Source organism: Robiginitalea marina (assembly GCF_024006985.1).
Lineage (GTDB): Bacteria > Bacteroidota > Bacteroidia > Flavobacteriales > Flavobacteriaceae > Robiginitalea > Robiginitalea marina.
Genome location: NZ_JAMXIB010000001.1, coordinates 365,707 through 382,345 on the forward strand (window position 1 = coordinate 365,707; position 16,639 = coordinate 382,345).

General features: G+C 55.9%; 15 protein-coding genes. 1 reads left to right on the forward strand and 14 read right to left on the reverse strand.

Annotation, left to right across the window (positions count from 1 at the left end; genetic code table 11):
• Positions 1-354: 354 nt before the first annotated feature.
• The 12 genes from NG653_RS01550 to NG653_RS01605 all read right to left on the reverse strand — a co-directional run bounded on the left by NG653_RS01550 (position 355) and on the right by NG653_RS01605 (position 13,086).
• Complete coding sequence (locus NG653_RS01550; RefSeq protein WP_252739895.1) at positions 355-1,116, reverse strand: SDR family NAD(P)-dependent oxidoreductase; 762 nt, start codon at positions 1,114-1,116, stop codon at positions 355-357.
• 97 nt (positions 1,117-1,213) lie between these two features.
• Complete coding sequence (locus NG653_RS01555; protein WP_252739896.1) at positions 1,214-2,665, reverse strand: membrane dipeptidase; 1,452 nt, start codon at positions 2,663-2,665, stop codon at positions 1,214-1,216.
• A gap of 790 nt (positions 2,666-3,455) precedes the next feature.
• Positions 3,456-4,547: an amidohydrolase family protein gene (locus NG653_RS01560; protein WP_252739897.1), complete on the reverse strand. Its 1,092-nt coding sequence runs from the start codon at positions 4,545-4,547 to the stop codon at positions 3,456-3,458.
• Position 4,548: 1 nt separating this feature from the next.
• On the reverse strand, positions 4,549-5,166 hold the full coding sequence (locus NG653_RS01565; protein WP_252739898.1) for a nucleotidyltransferase family protein: 618 nt from the start codon (positions 5,164-5,166) through the stop codon (positions 4,549-4,551).
• Positions 5,163-6,176, reverse strand: a complete 1,014-nt coding sequence (locus NG653_RS01570; protein ID WP_252739899.1) for an XdhC family protein — start codon at positions 6,174-6,176, stop codon at positions 5,163-5,165. The genes NG653_RS01565 and NG653_RS01570 overlap by 4 nt, the downstream gene beginning before the upstream one ends.
• A complete protein-coding gene (locus NG653_RS01575) occupies positions 6,173-7,375 on the reverse strand; it encodes a molybdopterin molybdotransferase MoeA (protein WP_252739900.1) in 1,203 nt (400 codons plus the stop codon). Before NG653_RS01575 ends, NG653_RS01570 begins: the two co-directional genes overlap by 4 nt.
• 79 nt (positions 7,376-7,454) lie before the next feature.
• The gene (locus NG653_RS01580) at positions 7,455-8,537 is read right to left on the reverse strand and encodes a ThiF family adenylyltransferase (RefSeq protein WP_252739901.1); all 1,083 of its coding nucleotides are present in this window, start codon (positions 8,535-8,537) and stop codon (positions 7,455-7,457) included.
• Complete coding sequence (mobA, locus tag NG653_RS01585) at positions 8,534-9,109, reverse strand: molybdenum cofactor guanylyltransferase (protein ID WP_252739902.1); 576 nt, start codon at positions 9,107-9,109, stop codon at positions 8,534-8,536. The genes NG653_RS01580 and mobA overlap by 4 nt, the downstream gene beginning before the upstream one ends.
• A gap of 39 nt (positions 9,110-9,148) precedes the next feature.
• Positions 9,149-10,132, reverse strand: coding sequence for a GTP 3',8-cyclase MoaA (gene moaA / locus NG653_RS01590; protein WP_252739903.1), 984 nt, complete (start codon positions 10,130-10,132; stop codon positions 9,149-9,151).
• Between the two features lie 13 nt (positions 10,133-10,145).
• Positions 10,146-10,391, reverse strand: a complete 246-nt coding sequence (locus tag NG653_RS01595) for a MoaD/ThiS family protein (RefSeq protein WP_252739904.1) — start codon at positions 10,389-10,391, stop codon at positions 10,146-10,148.
• A gap of 2 nt (positions 10,392-10,393) precedes the next feature.
• Entirely contained in the window at positions 10,394-12,520 is a 2,127-nt protein-coding gene (locus NG653_RS01600; protein ID WP_252739905.1) for a xanthine dehydrogenase family protein molybdopterin-binding subunit, read from the reverse strand.
• A gap of 101 nt (positions 12,521-12,621) precedes the next feature.
• Positions 12,622-13,086, reverse strand: a complete 465-nt coding sequence (locus tag NG653_RS01605; protein WP_252739906.1) for a (2Fe-2S)-binding protein — start codon at positions 13,084-13,086, stop codon at positions 12,622-12,624.
• 195 nt (positions 13,087-13,281) lie between these two features.
• Between NG653_RS01605 and NG653_RS01610 the strand changes: the two genes are divergently transcribed.
• On the forward strand, positions 13,282-14,370 hold the full coding sequence (locus NG653_RS01610) for a vWA domain-containing protein (protein WP_252739907.1): 1,089 nt from the start codon (positions 13,282-13,284) through the stop codon (positions 14,368-14,370).
• Between the two features lie 73 nt (positions 14,371-14,443).
• Here the strand turns inward: NG653_RS01610 and NG653_RS01615 are convergent, their stop codons facing one another.
• Positions 14,444-15,910 carry a M14 family metallopeptidase gene (locus NG653_RS01615; protein ID WP_252739908.1) on the reverse strand — a complete coding sequence of 489 codons (1,467 nt, stop codon included), beginning with the start codon at positions 15,908-15,910 and terminating at the stop codon, positions 14,444-14,446.
• Complete coding sequence (locus NG653_RS01620; protein WP_252739909.1) at positions 15,907-16,596, reverse strand: N-acetylmuramoyl-L-alanine amidase; 690 nt, start codon at positions 16,594-16,596, stop codon at positions 15,907-15,909. Before NG653_RS01620 ends, NG653_RS01615 begins: the two co-directional genes overlap by 4 nt.
• Positions 16,597-16,639 lie beyond the last annotated feature (43 nt).

Consider the following 16,639-nt stretch of genomic DNA (forward strand, 5'->3'; position numbering starts at 1 on the left):
TTCCCTCATAACCGCTCCGTTCAACAACAATTGAGTGGTCAACCCTCAAAATACTCTTCTCCGGGGATAACCGCCACGCAGCGCTAGCCGACAACTCATAATAAAAGTAATATAAGTTGAATTATTGTTTAATTAGATTAACACATCTTTAGACATTTTTAACCTTTTATTCTGCCGGAGTACTGGTAATGGCCCCCGTACCAGTACACGATCCGGGCCTGTGCATACCTTCCGTTCCGGCCAGGATGGCCGGGTTCCAAATGGTTGAGCGGCGTTTTGTGTTGCCTGCTGCTACGGCAGGAACGAGCGGGCGGTTCCCTGTACACCCATCAATGGCCGCCAGGTCCTACAGGTTCAATGCAGGTAACTGCCTGCATTGACATCGATGACCGTTCCTGTGGCATGGTCCATTTTTCCTGTGCAGATAAAGGCCGTAAGGGGGGCAATATCGCCGGGGCGGGTCAATTCGGGCAGGGCAATTTCATCGAGCAGGGCCCTTTCGCCGTGGGACGCGATAAAGGATTCCGCCATGGCGGTACGGGTAAATCCCGGGGCAATGATAAACGAAGTAATGCGGTCCTTTCCAAAAGACCGGGCTACAGTCCGGGCGAGGGAAGTGAGCCCGCCTTTAGAGGCCGCATAAGCGAGGTATTCCTGGGTTTCTCCGCGGAAGGAGGCCCGGCTTCCCAGGTAGATAAAGCGCCCCCTTCCTGTTTCCCGGAAATGCCGGATCCCGAGATAGGTAAGCAACCCGGCCGCATCCAGGTTAATCCTTAAAGTCTTTTGCCAGATTTCCCACCAGGAATCAAGCCCCTCTGATACGGGATGGGGTAAAAACACCCCGGCGTTGACAATAACCGTATCCAAATGGCCCAGCTGCATGATGCACTGCTCGAAAAGCCCCCTGACTTCTTCGGGGTGCTCAAGGTTGGCGCGCAATACGAAAGACTGTGATTCGGGGTAATCAGCAATGGTTTCCCGGGCGGCTGCCTCATTTGTATTGTAATGGACGGCCACCCTGGCCCCCTGGTCCATGAGTTCCCGGGCAATGGCCTGGCCAATGCCCTGAGAGGCGCCCGTAATGAGTATATGGTTTCCGGCGAGTGGTTTCTTCATGGTTCAGGACGTATTTCATTTAATTAAGTGCAACATTACACCCCATCAGTCTGTAATCATCCCTCGGGAGCGAGGCCGGCATCCGGGGCGACCGCATTCAGCGGAAATGGTTTTTCAGGAAAAGGCGGCCGTTTTCCGAAAAGATACGGCGGATTACTTCATCGGCAGAAATATGGTTCTCCGACAGATTCCACCGGGCATCCTTCAGGTAATTATAGGCATGCCGCTCCAGGAAATCGGCCAGGAACGGAAGTTCCTCCGCTGTCCAAAAGCCATTGAGCGGATCGATTATACCATCAAAATCGGAACCGATGGCCATGCAGCCCCAGGCAAAAAGCCCGGCCGCATCCAGGGTTTCAGCCACGTGCTGCACCTGGAACCAAAGCAGTTCTGACCGGTAGTGCATAATCTTATGCCGGTGGACTGAAGTTTTGGTTTTTTCCAGGACTTCCCGGCTCACAATGCGCCTTTCATCGAGCTGGAGGGCGAAAAGCCCCCCACTTCTGGCAATCCGGACAATTTCATCGTCATAAAAGTTGATCTCCACCGGATTCAGCCGCCGGGCATTGGGACGGCTTGAAGGAATGGGGTTTTCGGAGGATATGAGGCCATTGCATGCCCCATGGCTCACCAGGAGCGGAAAATCTGTATCGCCAAAGCCTCCCGATTCGCGTAAGTTGTAGAATTCCTGACGGGCCCGGGCACTCATATGCTTCAGGTCGGGCAGAACCCTGGGGCCATGAACCCGGGAAAGCATCTCCGAAATGACCCTGCGCCCAAGGGCGGTGATCCCGAGCCCCATCCCCTCTGCCTGGTCCACGTGGCGGCTAACCACCCCTGAAAGGCTGGGGGCATGCCCGCAAATATGATTCCAGAAGTGATGGGCCAGGGTGATGAAAAAAGGCGGGGTTTCCCAACCCTTGATTTCACGTAGGCGCAAAATGACCCCTTCTTCCTGCGGGTCCTCCCCCAACCCCGTGTTCAATACATGGAGGCCTTCTATACTGAGTACCACGGCAATGGTTCGGATACCCCCGGTGGCCGCCTGCTCCCGAAAGGCTTCGATTTCCGAATACCCGGCCACCAGGCGATACGTGTACCGACCCCCGGGGAGGGTAACCACCTTCCCCTGCCGCTGGCGATAAAACTGGTACTCCAGTTTAAGGTCTTCGAAGTAATCCGTCAATTGCTGGAGGTGGTCTATGCGCCTGTCCCCGATGCCCACGGCAAAATTCAGCAGCAGGTCCCGGACCAGTTCATTGCGGATCCCGTTATTCACAAAACCGCGCTCCAGTGGGTACAGGGAGGCGCAAATGACCTCTACCCCTCCCCTGGCGAGGCTATGGCCATTGGACTGCGAAAATTTAGTCAGTCCCCCGACAAAGTTCAGTAGCTTATCTGGCAGGGATGGCGGGTCGTACCGCCACAGGCTGGTCTTATGGGAGCGGTGTCCGCTTTGGGTTCCTGCCGGGTCCTTTCTGAAACTGTGCCCGAATGGCTTTAGGGCCGGGTGGCAGTGGAAATCGATATAAGCGTTTTCATCAGGCATATTCCTCCTGGTCGAAAAGATCCGCCACAAGGGGATCGCAACAGAAAAATACGGTTTTTTATTGGTTGCCCGTGGGTCCGGTATGGATTTTTATCGCATCCGGGACCTGGTTACAGGAACAGGCTTTTGCAGGGAACCGCATACGGGCAGCCCTCTGCACCGCTTCCAAAGGACTTAGGTTCAATTCCAGGCATGAGCCTTCCCTCCCCCTTTTAAATGGTAAATATTCATATTGGGATTTCATGGACCAACCCCTGTGTGTTAAAAATTGTTTAAAATGGTACCTTTTTATACATAGTACTGTAACAAATCGAAGAAACCATCGTCTTCCAAGTGTAATCAAATCAATTAATCATCAATCACAAAAACGCATTATCATGAGAACTAGCAGCAAATCAACACCCACGGAATCAAGGAGAGGCTCTTATTTTTCCAGCTTTAAAAATACCAGTCGGGTACGCTGGAATGAATACAGGCATTACGTTTCCTAAAAACCCCCATCATCAATCAACAATCATCAATCAAAAAGCATTTAACAACATCAAAAAACGAAACCGTCATGAAAACAAGTTTTAAATCCCTGCCCACTGAAACCCGAAGGTTTATGTTCTTTTCGACTTTTAAAGACAGCCGTCGCGTCCGCTGGTCCGAATCCAGGACCTATGTTTATTAGCCTTGTCGGCCCGGGGAAAGTAAGGATCCGAATCCGGCCTTTCGAATGATAAAATCGTATGCTTGTGCATACGATTTTTTTTTAGTTGGCCGGGGCCTCCCAATACATGTAAGGGGTTCAATGGCCTTCGAAGTGCTCCGGGGCGATGGCAGGCAGTAGTTTCATCGCGTTCTTAAAGTAGACCTTCTTCAGGACCGTATCGGGAAGGTCCAGTCCGTACATGGCCCAGAAGGCATGGTATTTCTTATGGTAGGGGAAGTATTCGTCTGCTGTTTCGAGCACCCGGAAATACGTCGGGAATTCAGAGGGCTGCCAGCTGTCCTTTCCGAAAAGTATCCGGTCCTGGTACCGGATAAAGAAGTCCCTCGCCATCCTGGGTTGGCGGCCCAGTTCCGCAATAACCGCAGCGATCCCGACATACATGTTGGGAAACTCCTCCAACAACAAACCGAGGCGTTCCAGGTCGTTGGCATACCACCCCATGTGGGCATTTATGAAAATCGTCCGGGGATGTTTGCGGAACAGGCGGTGTTGTTCGTCAATCAGCTGTTGCCACGGCGCAGGGTCGGTATCGCTCCGCTTCCTCCCGGGCCGGGTCTTCAGTTCCAGCCACCGTTCATTGTTGCCGTCCATCGGATCCCAGAATGACTTCGGATCTGCCGAGTGGATCAGCACCGGGATCCCCAGGTCAGCACATTTTTCCCAAATGGGATCCAGGCGGGGATCATCGACGGGGATTCGCTTGCCCTCCGAGTCGCGATTCCTCAGCCCCAGGCTCTTGAAAATTTTCAAACCACTGGCCCCGTTGCGCACATCGGTTTCCAGTTGGGCAGCTGCCCGTTCCCCCCATCCGGGACCCCCTACCCCGTCGAAATCGACATTGGCGAAAACCAGGAACCTGCCGGGGTAATGGGTTCTGCTATTATTCACCGCATCACGCAGCCTGTCCCCGGTACCCCCGCTGAGGTTTACCAAAACTGCCAGGTTCAGGCTATCCATCGCGGCCACCACAGGGGAAAGGTCCTGGGAAGCCATATTGGGATGGTGGCTATGGATGTCCACAAAGGGGTATCGGGCCCGGGTCACCGGATGCTGGGGGACCACCAGGGTCGACGCCGGGTTATACTCTTCAAAACTCATTTCCTGCCCAATCAGGCCCCAGGGAAGGAGGGTCAGGAGCAGGAGCGGGAACTTCGGGTGCTTTTTCATGCTATTTCGTTTTTTTTATCAGGCCAGCCCGTTCCAGGGCCCTGGTATAAGCGTCCGGGGTATCGATGTCCAGGACGGCATCCCCCCCGTCGAGGATACGGCATTGCTCAGGAATGGATTGCAGGTAGGCTTTTGCCCCCTGCCCCCCCTGCAGGTCGAACAGGGGTTCCCAGAAAGCCCTTGGAAAAAGGACCGGAACCCCCGGGGATGCTTTATAGCCGGTGGCAATCACAAAGCCGGGATGTTTCTGGTATTCCCGGAGCATTTCCTTAAGATACCGGGCACTTACCAGCGGCTGGTCTGCCAGCAGGACCACCACTGCTTCGGTGCCCGGGGCATGGTCCAGGATCCACTTCAGGCCTGTCGCCAGGCTCGACCCCATGCCGGTTTCCCATAACGGGTTCTCGCAGGCCCCGATCCCTGCCGCACGGGCCACGGGAAGTAATTTATCATAATGTGCACCGCCCACGGCAACCACTTTGTCAATGCCCGCCTGGTGCACCACCTGTGCCAAATGTTCCAACAGGGGGACCTCCCCCCATGGCAACAGGGCCTTGGTGCGTCCCATCCTCCGGGAAGCCCCTGCGGCCAGGATAATACACGCCGGGGTTGCTTTCATCTCTGGTGTATTGCCCCCTGTTTCTCCCTTAGCGGGATGGGCCGGGACCCCCGCGTTGCAGACAGGATTTCAGCGATAATCGAAATGGCTATTTCCTGTGGGCTTTCCGCAGCCAAATCTAGGCCAGCGGGCCCATGGATTCCTTCAAGGAAGGCCTCGACAACCTCAGGGTCCCGCTCGAGCAATTCCCCCAGCAGGCGCTCCCTGCGGTGCGCCGGGCCCAGGATTCCCAGGTAAGCGGGCGTGGCCCGGCTCAGGCGGAGGAGGTATTTCAGGTCTTTCGAATAGCTGTGCGTCATGAGGATTACAGCCGTTTGCCGATCCACGAGTGCACTATCAAGGGTTTCGGGCATGGTGGAGAGGACCTGTAACGCCCCCTTAAAATGGTCCGTGCCCCGGGCATCATCTGCCCCCACCACCACGATGACCTCCCAGCCCAGCTGTGAAGCCATAGCCGTTAGCTGAACGGCATCGTGCTCGGCTCCCAGGATCAGCAGGCGCATCAGAGGCGGGAGGTGTCCTTCAAAAAGCAGGGTGTCAGGGCCCGGGCTAAATCCGCCGCGGACCGAAAATCTTCCCTCCTCCAGGATCAGGACGCTGCCCATCCGCGGGTCGGGCCCGTCTTCGAGGAAGTAATGGGAGTCCATCCGAAAGGCGCTTCGATGCCTTAACTGCTCCTCAAACGCCCTGGCCAGTCCGGCCTCCGGTCGGAAAGGTTCCAGCAGGATGTGCAGGATGCCCTCGCAACCCAGGCGGTAGCGCCCGTCGTAGGTCATCATTCTCGGAACCCCGGATTTAAAAACCGCAGCGGCCTGCAGGTGGATTTCCTTTTCCACACAGCCGCCGCTGACCGCCCCGAAGGCTGCCCCGTTCTCCAGCACCAGCATGCGCACCCCAGCCCCCCTGTAAGAAGAACCCGAAAGGGCCACCACGGTGGCCAGGACGGCTTCGATCCCAAGAGTGCTGGCTTGTCGGTAGCCATGGAGGATTTCCTTTAGTTCATGCGTCAACTCAGTAAGCTTTTATAATAATGGAATGGAACGCTTTCCCCCGCAAGGTAGGGCGTTTCCCTGGGTTCCAGGCAAGCAAAGCCATGAGCCCTGGAAAGGCTCAGGAAATCGCCGGAACTATTCATGGGGACAGCTGAAAATACCAGCTTTCCCTGGTCTTCGCGCACTTCCCCCAGCCGAAACTGGGTAAGGGGCGTGGTGTTTTCCTCGGTTTCGGGCAGTAAAACCTGGTGTTTCTTCAGTTCCAGGCCCCAGCAGTTCCATAACCAGGCCTTAAAATACAAATGATAATTCAAAAAAGTGGAGACGGGGTTCCCGGGGAAGGAAAACACCAGGCAACCGGAATGCCGGTTGATCCCAAACCAGAAAGGTTTTCCAGGCCGTTGGGCCACCCGGTGGAAGATGTTTTCCACCCCCAGTTCCGCAAAAAGCCCGGGGAGGTAGTCGTATTTCCCCATAGAGACCCCCCCGCTGAGCAAGACGACCCCTGGTTGGTCCAGGGCCGTAGCCAGGGTGCATTGTATTTTTTCGGGATGATCCGGGAGGTGGCCCACGTTGGGGTGTATCCGCAGTTCCCCGAGGGCCGATTGCAGGGCATAGATGTTGGACCGCCTGATTTGGTGGGGCAGCGGGCTGGCATCCACGGGCACCAGTTCGTCTCCGGTTGAAAACAGGCTGGTGCGCGGCAGGGCAAATACCTCGGCAACAGATTTCCCAACAGAGGCCAAAACGGCCATTTCCGCAGGGCCGATAGCCTGGCCGGGCGATAGCAGGAGCTTTCCGGCCCCGGAATCACTTCCCCGGGGATGGATATTTTGTCCGCGGTTTACAGGGGCTTTAATCCACGCCACCCCCTCCCTGATTTCCAGGTCCTCGTAACGCACCACCGTATCGGCCCCTTCGGGCACCATGGCCCCGGTCATGACCTCCATACAGGTGGCAGGGTCATTCAGGCATTGAAGCGGGGTTCCGGCCCGGGCCTCGCCACGGATGGGAAAATCCCTTTGTCCTTCCCGGAATGCCGCATAAGCCAGGGCGATCCCGTCCATGGTAGCCCTGTCAAAAGGAGGCAGGTCACGGTCAGAATACACCTCCCCTGCCAGGATCCGGCCCCCGCAATCTTCCAGGGGTATCTGTTCTGTCCCGAGGGCCAGGGGATGCGATAGCACCAATTCAAATGCTTCGGCAAAAGAAATCATCCGCGTTTTATTTTTTTCCTGGGGCACCCCCTGCAGACCCCACGGCCCGGGCAGATACCCCTGAAGCTGAAACCCCTCGCTACCGCAGTTTGACAGGCTCCTGAATCAGGTCCCGGACCCCTCCGGCAATCCAGTGGACCTCAGCATGCTCCAGCCTTCCCTTCAATTTTTGATACCCCTGAGCACTCCGGCTTCCCGTTTCGCAAATCAGGTAGACCGGGGCGGGACCATCGAGGTCCCCCAGCTCCTGTTCCAGGGTGAGAAGCGGGATGTTGCGGGAACCGGGAATGTGCAAGGCTTTGAATTCACGGGCCTCCCTGACATCCACCAGGGTATGGGGTGTTCCATCCCGAAGGATATTCCTGTATTGCGCTACGGAAATACTGCCGCCCTGGTCACAGAACCCGGAAAGGTATTGGGAAGCGCTGTAGAGCTGCCTTGCCCCTTCCTCTTTTGCCCGGCTAAAGCGGATCTGCCGCGACTGGTGGTCGAGGGCGTTGAATAAAAGGAGTTTTCCGGAAAGGATTTCCCCCAGTCCGCAGACTACTTTAACCGCTTCCAGGGCCTGGAGGGTCCCGATCACCCCGGGCAGGACCCCGAGGGTCCCCAACTGGTTGCAATCAGGTATTTCGCCCGGGCGCGGGGCCTGGGGAAACAAACACCGGTAGGTGGGGCCTCCCCGGTAATTAAAAACACTGAGTTGTCCCTCGAACCCATGGAGGGCTCCATAAATCCACGGGATACCCCGGATGGCACAGGCGTCGTCAAGCAGGTAGCGGGTAGGGATGCGATCGGTGGCATCCACCACAAGGTCATAGAGCTCAAGCAACTCCAGGGCATTACCGGGAAGCACGAAAGTGGCATGGCTGTCTATGCGGGTATCCGGGTTTTGGCGATGCAATTTTTCAGCCAAGACCGCAACCTTTGATTTCCCGAGGTCTTCCGGGCCGTAAAGGGGCTGGCGGTGCAGGTTGGTTTCTTCCACGGTATCGCCGTCCGCGATTCCCAGGGTCCCAACCCCCATAGCATTCAGGTACTGGCATACGGGAACACCAAGGCCCCCGGCACCCACCACAAGGATACGCGCCTGCCGGAGTCGCTCCTGCCCGGCTGCTCCGAATCCTTTCAGGCGTTCCTGTCTGTCGTATCGGCTATGCGTCACGGGAGGTTCAGTTTCGATCGCAGGGACTTGTATTCCCCTGGCTCATTGGCATTGGCTACCCAAAGATCATCTTCAGGGAAAACCAAAGTCGTTTTAGTATTCAGCAAATATTTTCGCGGACAACTGCTTTCAGCGCTGGCCAGGTACTGCTCGGCTTCACGCAATCCGGCAGGTTCCCAAATGGCTGCCAGGGGTTCAGGCAGGCCGGATGCACGGGTCGCGAAGGCCGTGGCCATAGCCTCCGGGTCGCGCCTTGCGAGGAGGAAAGCCAGTGCCGAACGGTCCATCAGGGGCAGGTCACAGGCAATCACCAGCCAGGCGGCGCCGGGGAAGGCATGGTGGGCCGACAATAACCCGTTGAAGGGGCCTTTATAGCGGTTTTCGTCCAGGATATAGTCCAGGCCCGGAAGAAGGCTTTCGCGCTGTTCCGGACGGATGCTGAGAAAAACCCTGTCGCACAGGGGCTCTAATTGTTCATACAGGAATTCGCGTTGCGGCTTGCCGTGATACTTCAGGAGCCCTTTATCGGTCCCCATTCTCCGGCTCTGGCCCCCGGCCAGCACTAATCCCATAATTCCTGTCTCTCCCCCCATCGCGGATTACTTTTTCTTTTAACCTCCTATGGAGGTCATCGAACTCCCAAAAACAGGCCCATGCTTTTGTTGGGCTTCAAAACCATCCCGGGAGCGGCTGCCAACAGCCCTGACAATGGCTTCTTTAATAAAGGAATCTTCCAATCCGGCCCGCAAAGGCGTAAACAGGCTGGCCACAGGCTTGCCATAAAGGCAGGTAATCAGGTCCCCAGTGGCCGTGACCCTAAGCCGGTTACAACTCCCGCAGAAGGTCCGGCTGAAAGAAGGAATGATCCCAAAGGACCCCTTATGGCCGCTGATTTGGTAATTTACAGAAGTGGAGGTTATCGGCGCCGGGAGTTTCTCGAAGTCAGGATACCTCAGCCTTATGTGCTCCAGGATTTTATGGTGGTTCCAACGAAGGGTCCGGAAATCACGGCTTCCCCCGTTAAATGGCATTTCCTCCAAAAACCGGACCCGAACGGCATGGGTTTTCTGAAATTCCATCATGGGGTAGATGTCATCCTCATTCTGTCCTTCGAGGACGATGAAATTGACCCGCACTTCCATTTTGGAGTCGAGCAGGCGCATGAGGTTTTCATATACCACGTGGAAATGGTCCCTGCGGGTGATCCTGGCAAAGGTTTCGGGCCGGATGGCGTCCATGCTCACATTGACACTGTGTATCCCCAGCCGTTCGAGTTGTTCGATATGGGGCCCGATCAGGGTGGCATTGGTGGTAATGGAAATCTCCCTCAGGGAAGAAATCCCAGCGAGGTGTTCCAGCAGGCGCATGAGGTCTTTCCGCACAAAGGGCTCGCCCCCGGTAATCCGGATCTTGTCGACGCCCAGGCCGGTGAGCACGTCGCAAAGGCGCGACAACTCCCCGATGCTCAGGAGGGCGTCCTTGCGCGCGAAGTCAATCCCCTCTTCGGGCATACAGTAATTACACCTGAGGTTACAGCGGTCTGTAACGGCCAGGCGTACATAATTTATCACTCGATCGTGGTTGTCTATCAACATGGCAGGATTCCTTTCAACCCCCGCTTACAGGGGGGATGATTGCAATTTCATCGGTTTCCCCGATAGGGTCATCATCTTTCGCATACATTTGGTTGACTGCTACGGCCAGAGAGCCCAGGTCCCGGAGCCCGGGATATTTTCCGACCAGGTGCCCCTTCAGGTCGCCCACCGTGTTCAGCCGTACGGATTCCGACGACGGAAGGGAAAGGGTCCCCTTTCCTACGATATCCCTGGTCACTCCAAAGAGCAGTACATCCATCCTTACCCGATAATTTCTTTTTCAGGAATTTTAACGTCTTTCAGGGCATTTACAAAGGGCTGGTTGTATAATCTTTTACCCGTAGCCGCAAAAATAGCGTTGGCCATGGCGGCCCCGGCCGGCGGCAGGGCAGGTTCCCCAAGCCCGGTGGGGGATTCCTCGTTCTGGACGAAATACGATTCCACCCTGGGGATTTCATTCATGCGGATAAGGCGGTAATCGTTAAAATTAAGCGCCTGTGGCCGGCCATCCCTGAAGGCAAAATTTCCATAGAGGGCATGACCGATCCCGTCTATGACCCCTCCTTCCACCTGGTTGCGCGCCCCGGAGGGATTGATCACAATCCCGCAATCCACGACGCAAACAACTCTTTTGACCACGGGCTCCCCATTTTCCATCACCACATCAGCTACTTCTGCCACGTGGCTGTTGTGGCAATAATAGGCCGCAAAGCCCTGGTAAACCCCTTCTTTAGGGGTTCCCCATCCCGATTTCTCCGCCGCCATGCGGATCACTTCCTGCATGCGGCCCGGGGAGTACTGGATGCGGTCATCCGTGGTCCCCTTAACCTTTTCAAGCAAATCGATACGGGACTGTATCTTATCTGCACCCATTTGCTCAAAGAGTTCATCAAAAAAACTTTGCTCCGCAAAGGCCAGGAAATTCGTATAGGGTGCCCTCCAGGCCCCCGTGGTGATTTTGCTGTCGAACTTGGCCACATCCACCTGATAGTTTTCCAGGGCTCCGGCCGGGAAGAAGTTGGGGATCAGGCCGTACATATTGGAATTGATGGCAGCCTCTTTGAGGTGGTATCCGGTAATCTGCCCATCCCTGACCGAAGCTTTGATCCGGTATTTTATTGCGGGTCGGTAAATGCCGTCCGCCATGTCGTCTTCCCGGGTAAAGACCACCTTTACCGGCCGTTTCGCCAGGTTGGACACCTCGGCGGCCTCCACAGCAAAGTCCCCGTAAAGGCGGCGGCCAAATCCACCACCCTGCCGGGTCATTTCAAGGGAGATTTCGCTGAAATCCCGCCCCAAAACTTCGGCAATCTGGTGGGCTGTGCCTTCCGGGGTTTGGATAGGCCCGACCAAATGGATGCGCTCCGGGGTTACATCGGCATAAAAATTCATGGGCTCCATACAATTATGGGGCAGGAAGGGCGATTCATAGGTCCGTTCCAGCACCATGTCGGCCTCGGCAAAGGCTTTTTCCACATTGCCGTCCTTCCTCATGGTGGTAAACTCCCTGCCGTCGAGCAAGTCGGTAAGGATGCGGTCATGGTCTTCCGTGCTCTCCAGCGGTTCGTCGTTCCCCCATTCCGCCTTCAGGGCAGCCTTGCCCTTCATGGCAGTCCAGGTATCCTGGGCCAGGACGGCAACCTTGTCCCCGAAGCGGATCACATCCAGCACCCCGGGCAGGGCCCGGGCACCGGACTCCTCGACGGAAACCAATTTTTGCCCAAAGGCAGGGGGTCGGAGGACGCAGGCAATCACCATGCCCTCTTTTTTATAATCCAGGCCGAAAAGGGGCTTCCCGGTGACGATCTCATCAAGGTCCACATTGGGGATTTCCTGCCCGATAATGGAGAACTCCTTCACCGATTTGAGGGCCACGTCTTCCGGGATTTCGAGGGCGGCCGCTTCCTGTACCACATCGCCATACCCGAGGGTTTCCCCTTTGGCATTGGAGATTATTCCCTCCTTTGTGGTGCACTCCCTGGGATCCACCCCCCACCTGGCAGCCGCAGCATTGACCAACAACTGCCGAGCCGTGGCCCCGGTCTGCCTGAGCGGTTCCCATCCATGGCGGATGGACTGGCTTCCCCCGGCTACCTGGCGGGTGAAGTTCTTGGTGTCCAGGGGGGCCTGCAGGACGTAAACATCCTTCCAGGCCACATCCAACTCTTCTGCAATGATCATCGGCATGGCGGTCTTCACGCCCTGTCCTATTTCCGGATTGGGAGAGAAAATGGTTACGGCACCATTGTCGGCGATCTTGATAAACGCATTGAAGTCGTTATAGTCCAGAGAAGCCAGGTCTACCGGAGGTTCCACCCCGGGCTTGCAGGATTCAAAAAGATTAAAGCCGATCAGCAGCCCACCCCCTGCAAGGGATGTGGTTTTCATGAAACTTCTTCGGCTGAATCGCTGGGCTGGAGTATGTTGTGCCATTTGTAAAGGTATTTGAGTCTTTGATGATGCCTCGGCCTGAAATCAGGTCGATACGATCAGGATTTATTGTTTTTGACGGCCAGTTCCACAGCCTCCTGGATCCTCTGATAAGAAGCACAACGGCAAAGGTTGCCGTTCATGGCTTCTCTGATCTGGTCCGGTGAAGGATCCGGGTTGCGCTTAAGGAAAGCTGCTGCGGTCATGATCTGTCCCGCCTGGCAGTATCCGCATTGCGGTACATCCACTTCCTTCCAGGCTTCCTGTAACGGGTGAGAGCCGTCTTCGGACAACCCTTCAATGGTGGTGATTTCTTTTCCCTGAACCTGTTCCAGGGTAACTACGCAGCTGCGCGCGGGGTCGCCGTCCACATGTACCGTGCAGGTACCGCACAGGGCGATTCCGCAACCGTATTTGGTTCCCATCAGGTTCAGGTGGTCTCGCAACACCCATAATAAAGGCATATCGGCGCTTACGTCCACACTGTGTGATTTCCCGTTGACCTTAATTGAGTACGTTGGCATGGATTCTGTCTTTTAGATCATAACACCTTTAAAAGTACCAATTTTTATCCAATCTTGCAGGGGTTTAACGGGATTTTATCGTCCGGCAGGGAAGGCCAGGCCGATTCTGCCCCCGCGCACCGGACTAGGGTTGCGCCTGCGGGATACTAGATACCGGATTTCCGCGTTTTCCTTCAAACGAACAACACCATGAGAATGAAACTCTTTTTTAGTCGTGCCCTGATGGTTATGGGCTTTTTGGCGGCAGGATGCGGAAATGCCGATGACGATGTAAACTTCAGGCCTAACCCCGATGGCGACCTCGGCCTCGGCAACCCTGTGGACAACTGCCTCGACCTGGGTCCGAACCAGTTGCTCCTCTCCATCCAGGACGAATTCACTACCCTCCCGGGGAAGGTCTCCGTATTCTTCAGGGTAACGGATGATTTGGGCAACCCGGTTTCCGGGCTCACCGCAGAGCAGTTTACCATCTACGAACAGGGCCGCAATGACGATTGCTTCAACGCCATATCGCCTTCTGAATCCCAGGCGCGGATCTCGCCCAATTCCCAGGTATTTGCCAACCATACCCTGTTAGTCCTCGATTTGAGCAACAGCGTTTTGAGCACCAGCCTGGCCGAGCTGAAATCGGCCTCCAGCAGTTTTGTAACCAACGTGATGCCCCAACAGGAAACCCCCTCCTTCCGGATGGCGATTTACTGGTTCGACGGGGAGGATGTCTTGCATGAACTGCAACCCCTTACCTCCTCAAGAAGCGATTTGCTGGCCGCCATAGCCGGCATCCAGCAGGGGATCAGCAGCGACCCCTCCACTGACCTTTACGGGGCCGTTATCAAAAGCACAGACCGGGCCACTGCCCTGGTGGAGGAAAGCCAGGAAGAAGATGTCATCGGCGCTGCCTCAGTCGTTTTGTTTACCGATGGCACGGACCAGGCCTCCCGGTACAGGGAAACGGATGCCTTGCGGAAGGTGGAAGAAGCGGATTCCAATATTTCATTTTTCACCATCGGGCTGGGTGCAGAAATCGATACCCAGATACTGGAAGCTATCGGCAAAACCTTCAGCGTTTTCGCCGGGAACAAGGAAGAACTGGAATCCACATTTAACCAGCTTTCCCAAAAGGTTTCCGAGCGGGCGAATAGTTTTTACCTCTTCGAATACTGCAGCCCGAAAAGGGATGGGAGCGGGGAAAACAACCTGGTGATCCAGGCGGTGCAGGGAAACCGGCAGGGTGCCGTGCAGACCAAATTCAACGCCACCGGGTTTACCGCTGGCTGTCAGTAATTTTCCTTTTCCTTAAAGACAACAAGGCCCGGAATCCCGGGCCTTGCTTTTATTAATGCGGGAGGATGCGCGCCTAGCGGAACACCATACTGTTTTTGCCTTTCCCCTCCCTTGTGGGAATGTGGTAGAGAAATCCATTGACCACCGCATATTCGGGTTTGCCTTCCCGTTCCAGGAAAAAAGTGGGGTTGATGCCAACCTCCACCCGACCCTGGGGCGGGTTAAACTTTTCTGAAACAAGGTGTACGGGATACGGGGAACTCCGCCATTTTGCAGGCAGGCCCTTTACCCTCACGTAGGCAATCCCATCGGCGAGCAACTCCCAGAAATCAAGGGCTTCCAGGGCTTCCACGCTCTCGAGGGTTCTCGGGTGAACCTTTGCCGGGACAAGGCTGTATCCACTGGCATCCAGGGTTTTATACCCATAAAAAGTGGACAGGTCGCCCAGGTCGACGATTCTGCTGCTATACCAGAAATCGCCGTGCCCTTCCATATCCACTTCCGGGCGCTGGATTCCAACGTCGATCAGGTATTCTTTCCCCAGCAAGGGGTAGGTGGCGTTTTCAATCTTCAGGTCGAAAAGCTTTCTGTCGTTCTGCGGGATTTCTTCATAGGCCTCCAGCGGGACCTGGACAAAGTTACCGCTGGCAATGGCGTAGATGGCCGAAAGGATGGATACATAGTTCAACTTGCGGATTTCCTGCTTCTCCACATCATCCGGGTATCCCCCGGACTCAATCAGGATGGCGCTGGTGCCCCATTTCTGGATATTGTCCCCAAAGGCCCGGGGCTCAAAGTCGTCGTTATAGCGCCCTACCTGCCCGGGGGCATACCGCTGGATGATGCGGTTCATGTAACCGATTACTCTCATGGCATTGGCCCGCACGGTATTCACTTCCTTTTCGTAATTATAGGCCGGGGCCAGGTAAGAGATGGTGGCGGGTTTTTCGGTGCGCTCGGCGTTGTAATAAGTACTCTGGTCATGGAGGTTAAAGCCGAATTCGGCCTGGAGGCTGTCCCGGACCCGTTTCAGGGTGCGCCCCTCAGGGGACTGCAGCCGCAAGGCATCGCGGTTGATGTCGATCCCCAGGGTATTCCTTCGCTGGAACACCTCAGCCCCGTCAGGGTTGAGCATGGGGAGGAAGTGGATCTTTACGGACCGGAGGATATCCTCCTTTTCGGCGCTGAAGTCAGGGGAGGCAAAAAAATTGAGGATATCGAAAATGGCCTGGGTGGCCGTTGGCTCGTCCCCGTGCATCTGCGACCACAAAAAGACATCCACTTCCCCCTGCCCCAGGCTTATGAGCCTGAGCGCCCTGCCTTCGATGGATTCCCCGACCTGGTTTACTTCGAAACCAGGTCGTTGCCCTACCGCATCGATCAGGGGTTGCAGGTCGCGGTGCTTGATCCTTCGCAGGGAGAGGCTTTTCTCCTGATACTGGCCATAGGTCTCATACAGGCGGGTGGTAAACCCCTCGTTCTGGGCATGCAACCCGAAAAGGGAAATCAGGGAGAACCCTGCGGCTAAAAATCTGGTCATAATTCCTGGGGTGTATTAGGTAGCGGTTTAAGGGGCATATCGGTGAGTTCCTCCCGGACCCCTTCCATGAATTCTTTCCCGGGATCCGTCTTCTCTGTCCGGTAACCCCCTTCCTTCTCCAGCCAGTAGGGATGGCCTTCAAACAGGGTATATTCGTGATGCCCGATTACGTACTCTATCGGGTATTTTCGGGCGAGTTCCCTGACCAGCCAAACATTGGCACGGAGCTGTGCAGGGGTCAGGGGGGTCTGAGGGGTACCCCCGACATTTTCAACCCCTATGGCGCAATGGTTCAGGCCGATGGTATGCCGGGCCATAAGCGTATCCGGGAGCAGGCGATAAATGGTGCCGTCGCGGTCCACCAGATAATGGGCAGAAACATTGAGGGCCCCGCCCTGCTGGATGTCCCCCCTGGTATCGGGGAGGGTTTCCGGTTCAAAGGCCCCGAATGAACCCTCGAGGGTGGGGATGGCTGTCCAGTGCAGCACCACCATCCTGGGCCGGATGGAAGCGTCTTCCCCGGGCAGGCCGTATCGCTGTTGCAGGTATTCGCGGGTAAGGGCCTCCCGTTCATTCCCGAATGGGATGGGCCGGTCCACTACCACGCCTGGCTGATAACTGGCGCACCCGGCCAGCCAAAGGCTGGCTAACCAGACAAAAACGCCCTTGCGGGATCTTGGTTTCATCGTTGAATACACTTACCCCCGGTTGCGTTGGGGACCCTGAAGC

Excerpts from the sequence above, each read along its gene's own strand:
- moaA (WP_252739903.1), bottom strand. The coding sequence starts at position 10,132 with ATGTTGATAGACAACCACGATCGAGTGATAAATTATGTACGCCTGGCC.
- NG653_RS01595 (WP_252739904.1), bottom strand. The coding sequence starts at position 10,391 with ATGGATGTACTGCTCTTTGGAGTGACCAGGGATATCGTAGGAAAGGGG.
- NG653_RS01565 (WP_252739898.1), bottom strand. The coding sequence starts at position 5,166 with ATGAAAGCAACCCCGGCGTGTATTATCCTGGCCGCAGGGGCTTCCCGG.
- NG653_RS01605 (WP_252739906.1), bottom strand. The coding sequence starts at position 13,086 with ATGCCAACGTACTCAATTAAGGTCAACGGGAAATCACACAGTGTGGAC.
- NG653_RS01555 (WP_252739896.1), bottom strand. The coding sequence starts at position 2,665 with ATGCCTGATGAAAACGCTTATATCGATTTCCACTGCCACCCGGCCCTA.
- NG653_RS01550 (WP_252739895.1), bottom strand. The coding sequence starts at position 1,116 with ATGAAGAAACCACTCGCCGGAAACCATATACTCATTACGGGCGCCTCT.
- NG653_RS01575 (WP_252739900.1), bottom strand. The coding sequence starts at position 7,375 with ATGATTTCTTTTGCCGAAGCATTTGAATTGGTGCTATCGCATCCCCTG.
- NG653_RS01615 (WP_252739908.1), bottom strand. The coding sequence starts at position 15,910 with ATGACCAGATTTTTAGCCGCAGGGTTCTCCCTGATTTCCCTTTTCGGG.
- NG653_RS01620 (WP_252739909.1), bottom strand. The coding sequence starts at position 16,596 with ATGAAACCAAGATCCCGCAAGGGCGTTTTTGTCTGGTTAGCCAGCCTT.
- mobA (WP_252739902.1), bottom strand. The coding sequence starts at position 9,109 with ATGGGATTAGTGCTGGCCGGGGGCCAGAGCCGGAGAATGGGGACCGAT.
- NG653_RS01560 (WP_252739897.1), bottom strand. The coding sequence starts at position 4,547 with ATGAAAAAGCACCCGAAGTTCCCGCTCCTGCTCCTGACCCTCCTTCCC.
- NG653_RS01610 (WP_252739907.1), top strand. The coding sequence starts at position 13,282 with ATGAAACTCTTTTTTAGTCGTGCCCTGATGGTTATGGGCTTTTTGGCG.
- NG653_RS01600 (WP_252739905.1), bottom strand. The coding sequence starts at position 12,520 with ATGAAAACCACATCCCTTGCAGGGGGTGGGCTGCTGATCGGCTTTAAT.